Consider the following 15715-nt stretch of genomic DNA (forward strand, 5'->3'; position numbering starts at 1 on the left):
CACCAAATATTATCCTTTAACTTGATTTCTTTTAAAGTTGTCAAATTTTGTTTCAGTTGTTTTTGGCCAACTATTATTGCTTAAATCTACATCAGCAGTTTGCTCATCTGGATCTACAGTTATTTTATTAATTACTTTACTTGATGGGAAAACTTTAGTTACTTCGGCATCATTTAGTCTCCAAATTTCTGCAGGAAATTGTTTGCGATCTTTTGTTCCATCTTCATATTCAAATTCTACAATAATTGGCATTACTAAATCGCCTGGTTTTTCAAATACCAATTCATAAAAGTATTTTGGCGATTTTAAAGTTGCTTTTTCTTCTGGTGAAAAATTATCTTGAATGTAGGTATTTAAAATACTGTAATCTTCTGGTTTTTTACTTTTTAATTCATCGGTATAGTCGGTGCTATCTTCAGAAATTAAATACAATGATGGCGGTAGCTCATCAATGGTAATTCCATATCTTTTAGCTAGGTTTTTAGCTTGTTCAGTTGGTTTATCTGTAATATGATATTTTTTCACTTCCTTAATACCAATATCATTGCTTCCGGTTGTATAAAACCAACCTCTCCAAAACCAATCTAAATCCATTGCCGAAGCATCTTCCATAGAACGGAAGAAATCTGCAGGAGTTGGGTGTTTAAATTTCCAGCGATTTGCATAGGTTTTAAAAGCATGGTCAAATAAATCGGGTCCCATAATAGTTTGGCGCAATATAAATAAACCAGCCGCAGGTTTTGCATAGGCATTGGCTCCAAAATTAAATAAGTGATCACCTTGTGTCATAATAGGTGTTAATCTATCTTGGTCACCAGCCATATAACCAACTATATTTTTTGGATATTTTGTTAAAGGAAATAATTCTGGATCGTATTTATACTCGGCTAAAATTTCAACAAAAGAATTAATACCTTCATCCATCCAAGTCCATTCGCGCTCATCGGAATTTACAATCATTGGGAAAAAATTATGACCAACTTCATGCGTTATTACCCCAATCATTCCTTTTTTAGTACGATCATTATATTTTCCATTTTCATCAGGTCTTCCACCATTCCAGCAAATCATTGGGTATTCCATACCTTGTCTTTCTGCATTTATAGAAGTTGCGTGTGGATATGGATACTCAAAAGTGCTTTCAGAGTAAACTTTTAATGTGTTGGCAATAACTCTGGTAGAATGTTCTTCCCATAATGGATTTCCTTCTTTTGGATATAAAGAATAGGCCATAACTGTTTTTCCACTAAAATTAACAGCCATAGCATCCCAAATAAATTTTCGTGAAGATGAAAAAGCAAAATCACGAACATTTTCTGCATAAAATTTCCAGGTTTTTGTTTTAGTTTCTCTATTTTTTTCAGCAGCTAAAGCTTCTTCTGGAGTTACAATAAACACAGGGTTTTCAAATGCTGTTTTAGCGGTTTCATATCTTTTGTATTGTTCTTTTGTAAATACTTCTTTTGGATTTTGAATAACGCCTGTTGCATTTAAAATATGGTCTTTTGGCGTAGTTATGGAAACATCATAATTTCCAAATTCTAAAGCAAATTCACTACTTCCCCAAAATTGTAGATTTTGCCAACCTTTTACATTGTTATATACAGCTAGGCGAGGGAAAAATTGGGCTATTACGTATAAGTTATTTCCATCAGGGAAAGGTTCGTAACCAGATCTTCCTCTGTCTGCCATGTAATCATTTATGTTATACCACCATTTAATTTTGAAAACAAATTTTTCTCCTGATGCTAATGGTTTTGGCAAATCTACGCGCATCATGGTAAAATTAATCATATAATTTAGTGAATTTCCATTGGCATCTTTTATATAATCAATATTAAAACCTCCTTGAAAAGGCTTTCCCATAAAAGTTTTTGTGAATTTAGAAGGTGTGTATAAAACATCTGGACCACCACCGTTAATATCGTTAGATTTGGAATTTGGCGCTCTCATATTTTGATCTAATTGCACCCACAAATATTCCAATGCATCTTTAGAGTTGTTGTGATATGTAATTGTTTCTTCTCCAAATATTTTTTGATGCTCATCATCTAAAATAATGTCCATCTTATAATCAACTTGCTGCTGCGTGTATTCATAGCCAGGTGCTCCTGAGGCGTTGTGCTGGTTATTAGGAGTTGGCAACTCTTCATCTAATTGCTTAAATTTACTTGTATTGTAATGTCCTTTTTGGATACTGTTTTTTGCTGAATTTTCTTGAGCAAAAAGGCTAGGGGAAAAGAATACTAAAGCTAGTATTACTAAGATGGTCTTTTTCATTCTTAAAGTTGAAAGTATTTAAATTCGAAAATAATTTATTTTAACATAAAATTAGATTTTTTATTGAAAATTTAACAAACCTTTCACATTATTATTAGATAAATAGAGTGTTTTATTAAATTTCTTTGCTTTTATCTTAATTATGTTTTGTTGTTCTGGAAATTCTTTAATTAAACAGCTGTTTTCAATTTCTAAAGATTGTAATTGTTTAATTGATGAAATTTCTAGATAAAAACGAACTAAATCATCATCATATTCTTTTCCAATATAATTGTAGGGTTGCTGTTTTCCGTTTATAAAAAATTTTAAATGCACATTTAAATAATTTTCATAGTAGGAATCTATATTTTTAGCTTCTTTTTTTGTGCCTAAAAAGAAGTTTTTTTTATGCTCATTATTTAAAGTTGTTTCTAAATCATCAATAAATAACCCAATAATTACTTGAATAGATTGTTTTTCTTTAATGTACTCAACTTCACATAAACTTATGTAATATTTATGTACAGAGAAAGCTAAAAGTGGAATTAGCAATAGAATTAGTGTAACTTTTAAATATTTCATGAATTCTTTTTTACGCTAATTAACAAAAAGCATTTGGAATAGCCTTTGTATATACTTTAAAAATTACTGACTTTTTAGTGCTAAAAATTGTTTACTCTGAACAACTAAAAAGTTTTTGGTAGTAAATTCATTTTCTGTATTGTAATTATTTAAGCCATTATCAATGCAAAAATCTATAAATAAATATAAATCATCCTCGTGTATGTTTAAACCCTGAATAAAAAAATCTTTACCATAACTTTCCATAATGTGAGAAGAAAATGTTTCCTGATCTTGAAGCAGAATTTTTTCTAATTTTTTACGCTCTCTGCTTTTATCAAAAATTTTATCTGTAAGCAGGGTAACTACACCAAGCAAGTTACCATTGTTACTGCCAGCAGGACTTGTAGGATCTGTTAAATTTCGTGCATTTGGAGCTGCTTTTAAATCGATAGCATCCATTTCAAAAATGGAACCATTAGGTAAAGCCATATTTCCAAAATCTAATCGTACCTTTTGTTCAATGGCAATTTCATCTAATTCATTTAAACTTGCTTCTAAAAATACTATAATTTCTTTCTTTTGTATGTGATTTAAAGAAATTTCAATAATTCTTGTATTGTAATTAATAGATGAAAATTGAATAGAATCACCTAAAGATACAGGAATGCTAAAACCTCCATTTATATTGCTTGATGTTCCTAATTTTTTGGTTTTGTTAACAATGTTTATATCTTGTAAAGCTTGAGTATCACTTTTTACAATTCCATCTATAATTACCGTTTGTTCTTGTGCAAAAGAATTGGCACATAACAACAGTAAAACAGTAAAAATGTTTAGTGCTTTATTCTTTAATGGCATTGTATGGAATACTTTCATCTTTAAATATTTCAATAACTTCAAATAATTTTTTTTCATAGTATTTTTTTATCACGTCTCTGTATTCACAATAATTAATAAAGTTATCAATTTTTTCTTCAGGGATGTTTAATTTTTCGGTAAAAAATTTAATTCCTAATTCTCTCCTTATTTTTATTGGAAATTCTTTTAGTTTAGCAATTTCACGTTTTAATTTTTGCTCTTTTTCATATGCAAAATTTGGAATAGTTGCTAATGCTGGTAAAGGTTTAAACGGACCAACAAAAGGAGCACTTTTTGGACCGTGAACATCTTCTCCTAAATCCTTATTCAAATCTTGCATAGCAAAAGTAAATGTATGCTTTGGAATTGTGTCTTTAGGTTTATTTTGTAAATCTAAAGCAAGATTTCCTGTTAATCCTACAAAAACCTCTTTTAGCTGATTAACAGAGGGCTCTAAAACAACAGTTAGGTTATTTGTTTTTATATTAAAATCTGTAATTCGTATTTTTTTCACCTCATATTCAATTGATGAAAACAGCAATGTATCATTGGGTTTTGCTAAAATAGCAAACTCTCCATTGTCATTACTTACTGTACCATAGTAACTTTGTAAGTTTATAATATGAATATCACCAATTTTTTTGTTTTCACTATATATTATTCCCCGAATAGTTATAGACTGTTGTTGTCCATAGAAATTTATGGAGATTAAAATGAAAAAAAATAGATTGGTTAGCTTTATTTTCATGAAACAAAGAAAGATGAAGAAATCTTAAAAATATAATATTGCTGTTGTAAACTTTTGTTAAATAATGTTTGTTTACTACATTTGATAAAACTACTTAAAATGAAGAAATTATTAATAGCAAGTACTTCAACAGTTCACGGTAAAGGTTATTTAGAATATATTTTGCCAGAGCTTTCAAATTTTTTTAAAGGAATTTCTGAAATTTTGTTTATTCCGTATGCAAGACCAAGTGGTTTATCTCATGAGGATTATACTAAAAAAGTTGCGGAAGCTTTTGAAAAAATTAATATTAAAGTAAAAGGTATTCACGAGTATAGCAATCCTATTGATGCTATTAATAATGCAAAGGGAATTTTTACAGGCGGAGGAAACACATTTTTGTTGGTTTATGAACTATACCAACATAAATTAATGTCTGCAATTAAAAATGTTGTTGAAAACGGAACGCCTTATTTTGGTACAAGTGCAGGAAGCAATATTACGGGTTTAACTATGCAAAACACCAATGATATGCCTATAATATATCCGCCAAGTTTTACCACTTTTGGTTTTTTAAAGTTTAATATAAATCCTCATTTTTTAGATCCCGATGTAAATTCTACACATATGGGAGAAACTAGAGAAACGCGTATAAATGAGTATCATACCATAAATTCAACACCGGTTTTAGGCTTAAGAGAAGGAAGTTGGTTAGAGGTGAAAGGTGCTAAAATACTTTTAAAAGGGAGTTTACACGCACGACTATTTCAGGCTAAAAAACAAGCTGTTGAATTACCTCCTGAAACTGATTTAAGTTTTTTAATGTAATTTTAAAAACAATGCAATTAGTTGAGCGTCAGGTGAATGTTTAACTTCGTTAGAAAGTAGTTGATAGCTTTTTTGTATGTTAAGCGTATCAATAGTAGAATTTTTTAATTGATCGCTTAAAATTATTGGAGCAATAAAAGAGTTTTTGTTCGCTTCAATAAATTGAAAACTAAATGTTTGAAATTCTTTTTCTATAGATTTCATTTCAGTTCCAATTTCTTCTAATTTTTGAACGTCATTTTCTAAACGTGCTTTTTGGAAACGAGGATAGAGGTAATCAATTTTTCTGAAAATTTCTTTAGCAGTATTTTTATATACTAATAATTGATTGTTTAAAGGAGAATTAGTAATTATTGGATCATTTACATTTTCTAAATTAATAGTAATATTAAATGAGGTGTTTTCTAAAATTAAAATAGTTTTAAAGTTATAACTATCAAAAGTTAAAGCAAACCTTTCAGGAAATTCTACAATACCCTGAAAGGCAAATTTATTATTTTCAATTTTACAAGAATCTACCTGATACAATGAGTTTCCAATAATTTTGTTTAAATAAATTATGGAAGCTTCACCATTTTGCAATTCTCCTTGCAGTGTAAATCCTTGTTTTTGAGGGGTTTTAGTTGTGTTTTTAATTGATTCATTATTTTTAGTGTCACAACTTAAAAAGAGAATTAAACAACTTAAAAAAATGAAATAATTTTTCATAAAAAAAATTAGTAGTTTACATAGTCAACAACTTCTAAACCGTAACCAGTCATTCCAATACGTTTTCTTATAGATGTTGAATTTGTAAGTACACGTAATTTATTAATATTTAAATCGTGTAAAATTTGAGCTCCAATTCCAAAATCTTTATCATCTGGTTGAATTTTTGGAACACTATTTAATTCAGCTTTTTGAGATTGTTTTAATAATGATAATCTGTTAATTAAGTTAAAAGATTGATTTTCCTGACTAATAAATACTGCTACACCTTTACCAGCATCATTAATAATTTTAAAAATTCTTGAGAATGAATCATCAGGACTTGTTGTAAGCAATCTAATAATATCGTTGTTGATTAAGGCTGAATTAACACGAACTAAAACTGGTTCATCTTTTATCCATTTTCCTTTAGAAAGTGCAATATGAACCTGATTGTTATTGGTTTGTTTGTAGGCTTTTAAGTTAAACTCACCAAATCTAGTTTGAATAGTGAAATCTTCTACTTTATGAATAAGTGAATCATATTTCATTCTAAAAGCAACTAAATCTTCAATAGAAATAATTTTTAAATCGAATTTTTTAGCAACCTCTACTAATTGAGGTAAACGCGCCATTGTTCCATCTTCATTTAAAATTTCTACCAAAATACCTGCTGGTTGAAAGCCCGCTAAACGTGCTAAATCTATAGAAGCTTCTGTATGTCCTGTTCTTCTTAAAACACCACCTTGTTTTGCTCTTAGTGGAAAAATATGTCCTGGTCTTCCTAAATCTTCAGGTTTTGTCTCTTTTTTTGTTAGTGATTTTATGGTTTTTGCCCTGTCATGAACAGAAATACCTGTAGTACAACCATCTCCAATTAAATCTATTGAAACCGTAAATTGCGTATTGTGTAAAACAGTATTTTTATTTACCATTAATGGCAATTCTAGTTCTTCGCAACGTTCTTCTGTTAAAGGAGTACAAATTAATCCTCTACCATGTTGCGCCATAAAATTTACCATTTCGGGAGTAACACATTCTGCGGCAGCAATAAAATCGCCTTCATTTTCTCTGTCTTCGTCATCAACAACAATAATAACTTTACCGTTTTTAATGTCTTCTATTGCTTCTGAAATTGTATTTAATTTAATGTTACTTTTTGAAGTTTGCATTATAATTTATTTGGTTTTAAAAATTTTGCTGAATGCCTTTTTAAAGGATTCAAATACGTTATCAATATTAAAAATACCCATTCCTTTAGCTGCTCGTCTTGTTAAAAGAATTCCGAATGGGAGTAAAATGGCCGTAGATAACCAACTTCCAATAAATGTAGATATGGCACTTTCTTCGGCTAAGTTTCTTCCTAATTGAGAAATAAAGAAATATATTACAAATATAGTAATTGCCATAATCATTGGCAGTCCAAATCCTCCTTTTCTAATAATGGAACCCAACGGAGCTCCAATAAAAAAGAGCACTAAACAAGCAAAAGAAAACGCAATTCTATAGCTTAATTCAAAATCATAAAGGTTTAACAGTTTACGTTGCTCCTTAAAATTTCTCATTTGATTATCATTTCTAGTAATAACTCTTTTTATACTTTGCTGAGCATCTTTTATAACAATAATTTGATTTGCCAGGTTAAAATTATTTAAAATTACAGGATTTAAAGAATCTCTTGGAATGGAGTCTGCTATTTTAATTAATTTTTCTCCTTTAAAATTAGTATAAAAATATTCGGAATTTACTTTTACGCGTTCATCAAAAATTCCTTTTTCTTTTGAAGAAAATGAATCTAATTGTTTAATGGTTAGCATTCCGTGATGTTCTCTAACTAACGTGTCGTTTAATTTACCAGAATCATTAAAAGAGGAAACGTCTATATTTATAATATGCTTTTTAAAAGTTGCTCTAGAACTTGGCATTTTGGCCCTTTCCGAAGCTGAATATGAATTTTTTATATGATCTTCGTAGTAATTTCCATTTTCTAATGTTAGCGTTAGATATTTACTACCTTCTTCTGTAGAAATTTCTCCTTTTTCAGCAGTAATTACTTTAATTTTTCCTTTACCTTGACTTAAATCGGCAATTTGAACATTTTTTAACAAGTTGTCCTCTTCACCATATTTTTCATCAAATTTTATGCTGTAACCGGGAATGTCTGTATTAAATACACTAGGAACCAACGCTAAAGCTGGTTTCTTTTTTTTCATATTTAAATACAAATTCTTTTGCTTTAAAGTTGCCCAAGGATATATGTTATTTAAAAAAACAAAATTTAGTGCGCTTAATAATACAGTTAAAATTACCAATGGAAGAATAACTCTTTTTAAAGAAATTCCAGCAGATTTTATTGCGGCAAATTCATAATTTTCGGCCAAATTACCCAAAGCCATAATAGATGATAATAAAATTCCTATAGGTAGGGCAGTGGGCGTTAATATTAATGCCAAATACCATAAGAATTTTAAAATAAAAATTAAATCAATACCCTTTCCGGCTATTTCATCAAAAGCAAGCCATAAAGCCTGCATAACTAATACAAATAATACCACAAAAAATGTGGCTAAAAAAGGTTGTAAAAAACTTTTTAAAATATATTTATCAAATATTTTCAAGACTATTATTTTGGCTCAGAGATTGAATAATTTTTTTGATCTCTGTATTTTGAAAGGTCAAAGATAAAAAGCTTTTGTGAAACTGGTTGATTTGTTTTGAAACTTCTTATTTCAAGGGTAGTTGTTGTGTTATTTTTTCCTGTTTCTATTATATTATAAATGTGGTTTGTTTTAGCATCAATACCAACCATAACATTTGAAATTTCAGATTTTTTATCGGTTGGGGTTAGTTTAACATATTGAATTTTTACGCCTTTAATTGTTTTTAGTTCTCCCATTGCGTAACTAAATCCAGTTTTATAAAAAGAAAACATTTTTGATGGTGTAATTGTTTCTTCGTTGTTTTTTGAAGGTTTTTGAATTATTACTTCCTCATCTTCATGAATTATAAGGTAGGTTTTTTTACCATCATATAATTGTTCTGTACCCATATAATTTAAATGGTATAAATCACCTTTTAAAGTTACATTTCCTAATGTTTCTTGATGAACATTTGCTTCTTTATTATCTAATTTGTGATTAAATTCTATATAAATATTTTTATAGCTTTCAACTTTTTTTGCCACATTGTCTAGCAACGCTTTTGCTTCTTGTGATTTTTGTGCAAATGATTGGAAACTTAATGCCACTATTGTAATAAATAATGCTAATTTTTTCATGTGTGTTTGTAAATTTTACTCGTTAATTCTGTTCATTATCTAATAAGAAGTTTAAAGCCATTTCGTCTGCTACTAATACCTGACGGGCTTTACTTCCTTCAAAAGGCCCAACAATACCTGCAGCTTCTAATTGATCTATTAATCTACCAGCTCTGTTGTACCCTAATTTTAATTTTCTTTGTAATAAAGATGCCGAACCTTGTTGTGCATGTACAATTACCAATGCAGCATCTCTAAATAAAGCATCACGCTCGCTAATATCAATATCAAGACTTGTGCCAATTTCGTCTCCGCTATATTCTGGTAACAAATGCGCATCAGGATATGCTCTTTGAGAACCAATAAAATCGGTAATTTTTTCAACCTCTGGAGTATCAACAAAAGCACATTGTAAACGTATTAAATCATTTCCAGCAGAAAACAACATATCACCTTTACCAATTAACTGGTCGGCTCCTGAAGTATCTAAAATGGTACGTGAATCAATTTTTGAGGTTACTCTAAACGCTGCTCTGGCAGGGAAATTTGCTTTAATAATACCTGTAATTACATTTACGGATGGACGTTGGGTTGCTACAATTAAATGAATTCCAATAGCTCTGGCAAGTTGCGCTAAACGTGCAATTGGTGTTTCAACCTCTTTACCGGCAGTCATAATTAAATCGGCAAATTCGTCAATTACTAAAACTATATAAGGTAAAAATTTATGTCCGTTTTCCGGATTTAATTTTCGTGCTTTAAATTTGGCGTTGTATTCTTTAATATTTCGCACCATTGCATCTTTTAGCAAATCGTATCGATTATCCATCTCAATACATAAAGAATTTAAAGTGTTAATTACTTTAGTGGTATCGGTAATAATTGCTTCGTCGGTATCTGGTAATTTAGCTAAATAATGGCGTTCTATTTTATTGAATAAAGTTAATTCAACCTTTTTTGGATCTACCAATACAAATTTAACTTCAGCAGGATGTTTTTTATATAATAATGATGTTAAAACCGCATTTAACCCAACAGATTTTCCTTGTCCTGTAGCACCTGCCATTAATAAATGTGGCATTTTTGCAAGGTCAATAACAAAGGTTTCATTAGAAATAGTTTTGCCCAATGCAATTGGCAATTCCATTTCCGAATTTTGAAATTTTATAGATGAAATTACAGATTTCATAGAAACCATTGTTGGCTTTTTGTTTGGTACTTCAATACCAATGGTTCCTTTTCCTGGAATAGGCGCAATAATACGAATTCCCATAGCGGATAAAGAAAGAGCTATGTCATCTTCTAAATTTTTAATTTTAGAAATTCGAACACCTGCTTCTGGTACAATTTCGTATAAGGTAACCGTTGGCCCAACCGTTGCTTTAATTCTGTCAATACCAATATTGTAATTGTTTAACGTTTCAACAATTCTATTTTTATTGGCTTCAAGTTCTTCCTGATCAACAGAAATACTTTCATTATAATCTCTTAATAAGTTTAGGGTAGGGAATTTATAGTTTCCAAGTTCTAGGGTTGGATCAAATTCACCAAAATCTTTTACTAACTGATCCGATAAATTTTCTTCAACATGATTTTCTTGTACTATATTTTCTACAGCAATTTCAACTTCTTCTTTTGGGTCTGATTTATGAATAATTTTAAAATCTAATTCAGAGTCAGGTTCAACAACCGTTATTATTGGCTTTTTAGTTAAAGGAATATCTATGGGAGATTGCGGAACTGATGTTATAACTACATCATCTTTTTCTTCTTTTTCTTCCTTTTTTGGAGTGTTTTCAGCTGTTACAGTTGCAATAGCAGCTTCTTCAATTTCTAATGCTTCTTTTTTAGATTTTACAGCATCTTGAACAATTTCTGGAGTTAATTTAAATCTAATAACTAAATAGCAAATTAGTAAAAATAGTAAACTTAATAAAAGTCCTGTTTTACCTAAAAATTGTTGTAAATAGTTATTTAATTCAAAACCAACAACGCCTGCAATTAATGCGTTTTTATGTGCAAAAAATGCTAGAGCAATAGCTATCCAAACCATTCCTAAAAGTCCCCATCCCCATTTTTTACGAATTTTTGATAAAGATCTTTTAAAAAGTATTGCAATCCCCGTTAAAAATAATAATATAGGAAGGTATAAAGCCGCAACACCAAAACCTTTATAAATTGTTAAATGACTAAGGCTTGCACCAATTTTTCCTAATAAATTTTTGACAGCAGCATCTTTATCAGTAAAATTAGCTAACTGACTTTGATCTTGTTGCCAATTAAATAGGTAAGAAATAAATGATATAAATAGGAAAACACCAAATAAAGCAATAAAAAACCCAATAATTGTTTGAGTTTGTCTATTTCCAAAAAAAGAACCAATTTTTTGAAAACGTGGTTTGTTTTGGGTTTTTGTAGTGGATGTTGCTTTTTTTGCCATTTACTTAAATATGCCACAAAAATATAAAATTAATGTGATTGGATTTAAATTACTAAATAAATTTAGGTATGTAAATAATTAAACCAATAATTACAGCAAATATTGCTGCAAAAAATGCTGCTCCTGCAGAAACATCTTTTATAAACCCTATTTTTTCGTGGTATTCTGGATGAATAAAATCAGCCATTTTTTCTATAGCAGTATTTAATGATTCTGCTACCAAAATAATTGAAATTGCAATAATTTGAAACAACCATTCAGTAGCAGAAATATTCATTAAAAAGCCAACTATTGTCATAAAAATGGCAATACTAACTTGTGCTATAATACTTTTTTCAGTTGTAATTAATATCCAACATCCTTTAGCTGCAAATTTCACAGATTTAATTCTGTTTAAAAAAAAATTACGTTCTGAATTCATGCTTTTTACAATGCTTTTAAAGCAGCTTCATAATTAGGTTCATCTACAATTTCAGGAACTTGCTCAGTATAAGTAACAACACCTTCTTCGTTAATTACCACTACAGCTCTTGAATGTAAATTAGCCAAAGGACCATCTTTTATTGTTAATCCATATGCTTTTCCAAATTTTCCTTTTGCAAAATCAGATAATGTAATTACATTTTCAATACCTTCAGCACCACAAAAACGCGCTTGAGCAAAAGGTAAATCTCTAGAAATACATAATACCTTAGTGTTTTCTAAACTAGCCGCTTGTTTGTTAAAGTTTCTTACAGAAGCTGCACAAGTTCCAGTATCTAAACTTGGAAAAATGTTTAAAATTAATTTAGATCCTTTAAAATCTTTTAATTTTACTTTTGATAAATCAGATTTTATCAATGAAAATTTTGGAGCTTTTTTTCCAACTTTTGGTAATGATCCAATTGTTTTAATTGGATTTCCTTTTAACGTTATTTTTGCCATACTTTTAATATTTTTTTTAATTTTTAGTTTAATAAAATTATAATTTTTTATTGTACTTGAATTAGAATTTAATGTTAAATTAATAAAACGCCTATCGTTTTAATTGATTTTTAATTGTTAGTAAATATAAAGTACAAAGTTACATTTTTAAACGGTCTTTTAAAATGAAGTTTCATTAATTATTTTAATGAAAATTGAAAATCTCTCTTTTTATAACTTCTTCCAATAGCCAACTAAAATATGTATCTTCGCCAACTGAAATAGAGGAACAATTGAAATTAAAAAAATACACATCAGAATTTAATAATAATTTACGATTAGCAACACCAATTATGATGGGCTCGTTAGGGCATTTAATGGTGGGTTTAATTGATGATATTATGGTAGGTAGATTGGGCCCAGTTCAATTAGCAGCAACCTCTTTAGGAAATAGTTTGGTGTTTATTGCAATTTCAATAGGTTTGGGTTTTTCATTTGCAATTACACCTTTAATTGCAGAATCTGACGGCGAAAAAGACAAGGAAAAAGGACGTTCCATTTTTCAGCACGGAATGATTTTGACTACTGTATTAGGTTTTTTTATGGTACTCTTGTTAATTTTAATTAAACCAATTTTATATCATTTAGATCAGCCAGATGAAGTAGTAGAATTGGCAATTCCTTATTATGAAATTGTAGCATTATCTATGATTCCTTTAATGATTTTTCAAGGGTTTAAACAATTTACTGATGGATTATCTGAAACAAAATACGCCATGTGGGCAACCATTTTAACCAATGTTGTAAATGTGGTATTAAACTTTGTTTTAATTTATGGTTTTTGGATTTTTCCTAGGTTAGAAATTGTTGGAGCAGCATTAGGAACATTTATTTCAAGAATTGTAATGGTGTTTTTTATGTATTATATGTTGGCTAAAAAAGAAAAGTTTGATATATACTTAAAACGTTTAAAAGTAGTTGAAATAAGTAAAAAAGTTTTTTTAAAAATAGTTGGCTTAGGTTTTCCAACGGCCTTACAAATGTTGTTTGAAGTTGGTTTATTTACAGCAACGGTTATTTTAGCAGGTACTTTTGGAGCATTGCCTCAGGCAGCAAATCAAATAGCTTTAAAATTATCTTCCACAACATTTATGATTGCAGTTGGAATTGGTGTGGCAGCTACAGTGAGAGTTGGTAACCAAGTTGGATTAAGAAATTATACAGAACTACGAAGAATTGCATTTTCAAACTTCCTACTTATATTTATTATAATGTTTTGTTTTGCCATTGGATTTTTAGTGTTTAAAGATGTGTTACCTTTAATGTTTACAGATAATAATGAAGTAATTGGAATTGCTGCAAGTTTATTAGTTGTAGCAGGTTTTTTTCAGTTGTCAGATGGTTTACAAGCAGTTGTTTTAGGTGGTTTACGAGGTTTGCAAGATGTAAATATACCTTCGTTTTTAACATTTATAGCCTATTGGATTGTTGGTTTTCCGGTTTGTTTCTATTTAGGTAGAACTTTAAATATGGGACCTTTTGGCATTTGGATAGGATTATTGATAGCCTTAACCGTTTCTGCAACACTATTGTTTTTAAGATTTAATTATTTAACCAATAAATTAATAAAAGAAAAAAATGAACTTACCTAAATTTTTATTAGGAGATAATACAGATGCGCAGGACGCCATTTTTGTTATTCATACCGATTTTCCTCGATTTGTTATCAATTTAGTTGATGATGAAATAGAATGGTTTGAAGATTTTCAAGGAGAAGATCAAGAAGAATTGGAAATTCAAGTTGCAACATTAATAGAAGAAGCAAGTGCTTTTTACGATAGAGAAATGGAACGTTATCAAAGTGAATAACCAAAAAGGTTATTCATTTTTATGGTTCATTAATTTGTAGGCTTGTCCAACCCAATCATCTCGTTCAATTCTACCAGGGAAAAACTTTATCAATTCCGTAATTTGAAGAATGTCTTTACTTGTTAAATTAGTTATTTGTTGGTAATTATAAATTCCAATAGCATTTAACTTTTTTTCAATGGAACTTCCAATGCCTTTAATTTTTGTTAAATCGTCTTTATCTTTTGAGGAGGCGTTTTCTATAGTTTCAAAATTTGAACTTTCTGGATTATTTTCAAAAACAGTTTGTACGGTTTCTTTTCCGCCACGGTCAAAGGTTTTGGTTGCTCTTATTTTTGTAATATCATTAATTAAATCAATTGCATCATCATTATTAACATCGTCTTTCTCTTTTGTTTTTATTGTTTTTTTAGATTTAGCAATAGTGCCAAAATAAAAGCCAATAATAAAAGCTCCTAAAAGCCAAAAAAACAATTCAGCAAGATGTAAAAAATTTTGATTTGAAAAAATAGATTCCATTTAATTTATTTAAGGGTTATTTCAATTCGTCTGTTTAGCGCTTTTCCTTCTTCCGTATATTTGTTTGCAATTGGTTGGCCTTCTCCTTTAGATTTTGTGGTAATTTTATAATTGGCAAAACCAGTATTCTCTAAGTATAATTTTACTTTTTTAGCTTGGTTTAAACCTAAAATTAAATTGTTTTGATAATATCCTTCATTATCTGTATGCCCAGTAATTATAATCTCTGTTAATGGGTATTTTTGCAAGTAATACTTAAGTTTAGGAGAATATTCTTGTAAAGGTTTTTCATTTCCTATGTTATTATCATCGTTAAAATTGAGATATAATAAGGTATGTGCAATAGCATTTTCTATACTATCAATTTCAATGTTGCTTTTTTGCTGAAATTGTAACTTAAAAGCATTTTTATATACATTTTCTTTTGTAAAAGTGAGTTCTTTTTCAATACCAGATATTACAATTGCGTTGGAGTCAATTCCTTTAGAAATTAGTAGTTCTTTTAAAGCAGTAGCCCTTAAAATTCCAAGTTTTCGTGTAGTATTAGTAGTTGTTTCATCTGTGGCATTAAACCCAGTAATTTCAATATTTAAATCGTATTTGTTGCTTAAAAAGTGTTGAATACTATCTATAAAAGAAGTGTTTTCAATAGAAAGTTCTGTTGTGTTTTTACGAATAGAAATACTGTTATTAAAGGAATATAATGTATCGTTTTTACTATTGGTAACTACTAATTTTGAAGGCTGAATAATTTCGGTAATTACCAATTCATTTTCAGATGTAGAATAACAATTTTCAAAATAAC

16 protein-coding genes are annotated in these 15715 nt (G+C 29.2%); 3 read left to right on the forward strand and 13 right to left on the reverse strand.

Annotation, left to right across the window (positions count from 1 at the left end; genetic code table 11):
* Positions 1-9: 9 nt before the first annotated feature.
* The 4 genes from ABY298_RS03205 to ABY298_RS03220 form a co-directional block, all read right to left on the reverse strand.
* Positions 10-2280, reverse strand: a complete 2271-nt coding sequence (locus ABY298_RS03205; protein WP_372744560.1) for a M1 family metallopeptidase — start codon at positions 2278-2280, stop codon at positions 10-12.
* Between the two features lie 60 nt (positions 2281-2340).
* Entirely contained in the window at positions 2341-2841 is a 501-nt protein-coding gene (locus ABY298_RS03210) for a DUF6702 family protein (RefSeq protein ID WP_372744561.1), read from the reverse strand.
* A 63-nt stretch (positions 2842-2904) separates the two neighbouring features.
* Positions 2905-3699 (reverse strand): carboxypeptidase-like regulatory domain-containing protein, encoded by a 795-nt coding sequence (locus tag ABY298_RS03215; protein ID WP_372744562.1) that lies wholly within the window; start codon positions 3697-3699, stop codon positions 2905-2907.
* Entirely contained in the window at positions 3665-4429 is a 765-nt protein-coding gene (locus ABY298_RS03220; protein ID WP_372744563.1) for a carboxypeptidase-like regulatory domain-containing protein, read from the reverse strand. Before ABY298_RS03220 ends, ABY298_RS03215 begins: the two co-directional genes overlap by 35 nt.
* Positions 4430-4528: 99 nt before the next feature.
* On the opposite strand from ABY298_RS03220, the gene pepE reads away from it, so the two are divergent.
* On the forward strand, positions 4529-5236 hold the full coding sequence (gene pepE, locus ABY298_RS03225) for a dipeptidase PepE (protein WP_372744564.1): 708 nt from the start codon (positions 4529-4531) through the stop codon (positions 5234-5236).
* Here the strand turns inward: pepE and ABY298_RS03230 are convergent.
* From ABY298_RS03230 to tpx, 7 genes are read right to left on the reverse strand one after another with little or no spacing between them, the layout of a single operon-like run.
* On the reverse strand, positions 5228-5944 hold the full coding sequence (locus ABY298_RS03230; protein WP_372744565.1) for a DUF4369 domain-containing protein: 717 nt from the start codon (positions 5942-5944) through the stop codon (positions 5228-5230). The genes pepE and ABY298_RS03230 overlap by 9 nt on opposite strands.
* A gap of 8 nt (positions 5945-5952) precedes the next feature.
* On the reverse strand, positions 5953-7095 hold the full coding sequence (gene ribB, locus ABY298_RS03235) for a 3,4-dihydroxy-2-butanone-4-phosphate synthase (RefSeq protein WP_372744566.1): 1143 nt from the start codon (positions 7093-7095) through the stop codon (positions 5953-5955).
* Positions 7096-7101: 6 nt separating this feature from the next.
* Positions 7102-8541 (reverse strand): LptF/LptG family permease, encoded by a 1440-nt coding sequence (locus ABY298_RS03240; protein ID WP_372744567.1) that lies wholly within the window; start codon positions 8539-8541, stop codon positions 7102-7104.
* 5 nt (positions 8542-8546) lie between these two features.
* Positions 8547-9200, reverse strand: a complete 654-nt coding sequence (locus ABY298_RS03245; protein ID WP_372744568.1) for an outer membrane lipoprotein carrier protein LolA — start codon at positions 9198-9200, stop codon at positions 8547-8549.
* 22 nt (positions 9201-9222) lie between these two features.
* Positions 9223-11619, reverse strand: a complete 2397-nt coding sequence (locus ABY298_RS03250; RefSeq protein WP_372744569.1) for a DNA translocase FtsK — start codon at positions 11617-11619, stop codon at positions 9223-9225.
* A 52-nt stretch (positions 11620-11671) separates the two neighbouring features.
* The gene (locus ABY298_RS03255) at positions 11672-12040 is read right to left on the reverse strand and encodes a diacylglycerol kinase (protein ID WP_372744570.1); all 369 of its coding nucleotides are present in this window, start codon (positions 12038-12040) and stop codon (positions 11672-11674) included.
* A 5-nt stretch (positions 12041-12045) separates the two neighbouring features.
* The gene (gene tpx / locus ABY298_RS03260) at positions 12046-12543 is read right to left on the reverse strand and encodes a thiol peroxidase (RefSeq protein WP_372744571.1); all 498 of its coding nucleotides are present in this window, start codon (positions 12541-12543) and stop codon (positions 12046-12048) included.
* Between the two features lie 194 nt (positions 12544-12737).
* Here tpx and ABY298_RS03265 point away from each other — a divergent pair, with 194 nt between their 5' ends.
* Both ABY298_RS03265 and ABY298_RS03270 read left to right on the forward strand, forming a co-directional pair.
* On the forward strand, positions 12738-14174 hold the full coding sequence (locus ABY298_RS03265) for an MATE family efflux transporter (RefSeq protein WP_372744572.1): 1437 nt from the start codon (positions 12738-12740) through the stop codon (positions 14172-14174).
* Complete coding sequence (locus ABY298_RS03270; protein WP_372744573.1) at positions 14161-14391, forward strand: hypothetical protein; 231 nt, start codon at positions 14161-14163, stop codon at positions 14389-14391. The genes ABY298_RS03265 and ABY298_RS03270 overlap by 14 nt, the downstream gene beginning before the upstream one ends.
* Before the next feature lie 9 nt (positions 14392-14400).
* Here the strand turns inward: ABY298_RS03270 and ABY298_RS03275 are convergent, their stop codons facing one another.
* Both ABY298_RS03275 and ABY298_RS03280 read right to left on the reverse strand, forming a co-directional pair.
* The gene (locus tag ABY298_RS03275) at positions 14401-14910 is read right to left on the reverse strand and encodes a helix-hairpin-helix domain-containing protein (protein ID WP_372744574.1); all 510 of its coding nucleotides are present in this window, start codon (positions 14908-14910) and stop codon (positions 14401-14403) included.
* A gap of 5 nt (positions 14911-14915) precedes the next feature.
* The coding region (locus tag ABY298_RS03280) for an OmpA family protein (protein ID WP_372744575.1) at positions 14916-15715 on the reverse strand (800 nt) is incomplete at its 5' end.

The sequence above is a fragment of the Lutibacter sp. genome (assembly GCF_041596795.1).
GTDB lineage: Bacteria > Bacteroidota > Bacteroidia > Flavobacteriales > Flavobacteriaceae > Lutibacter.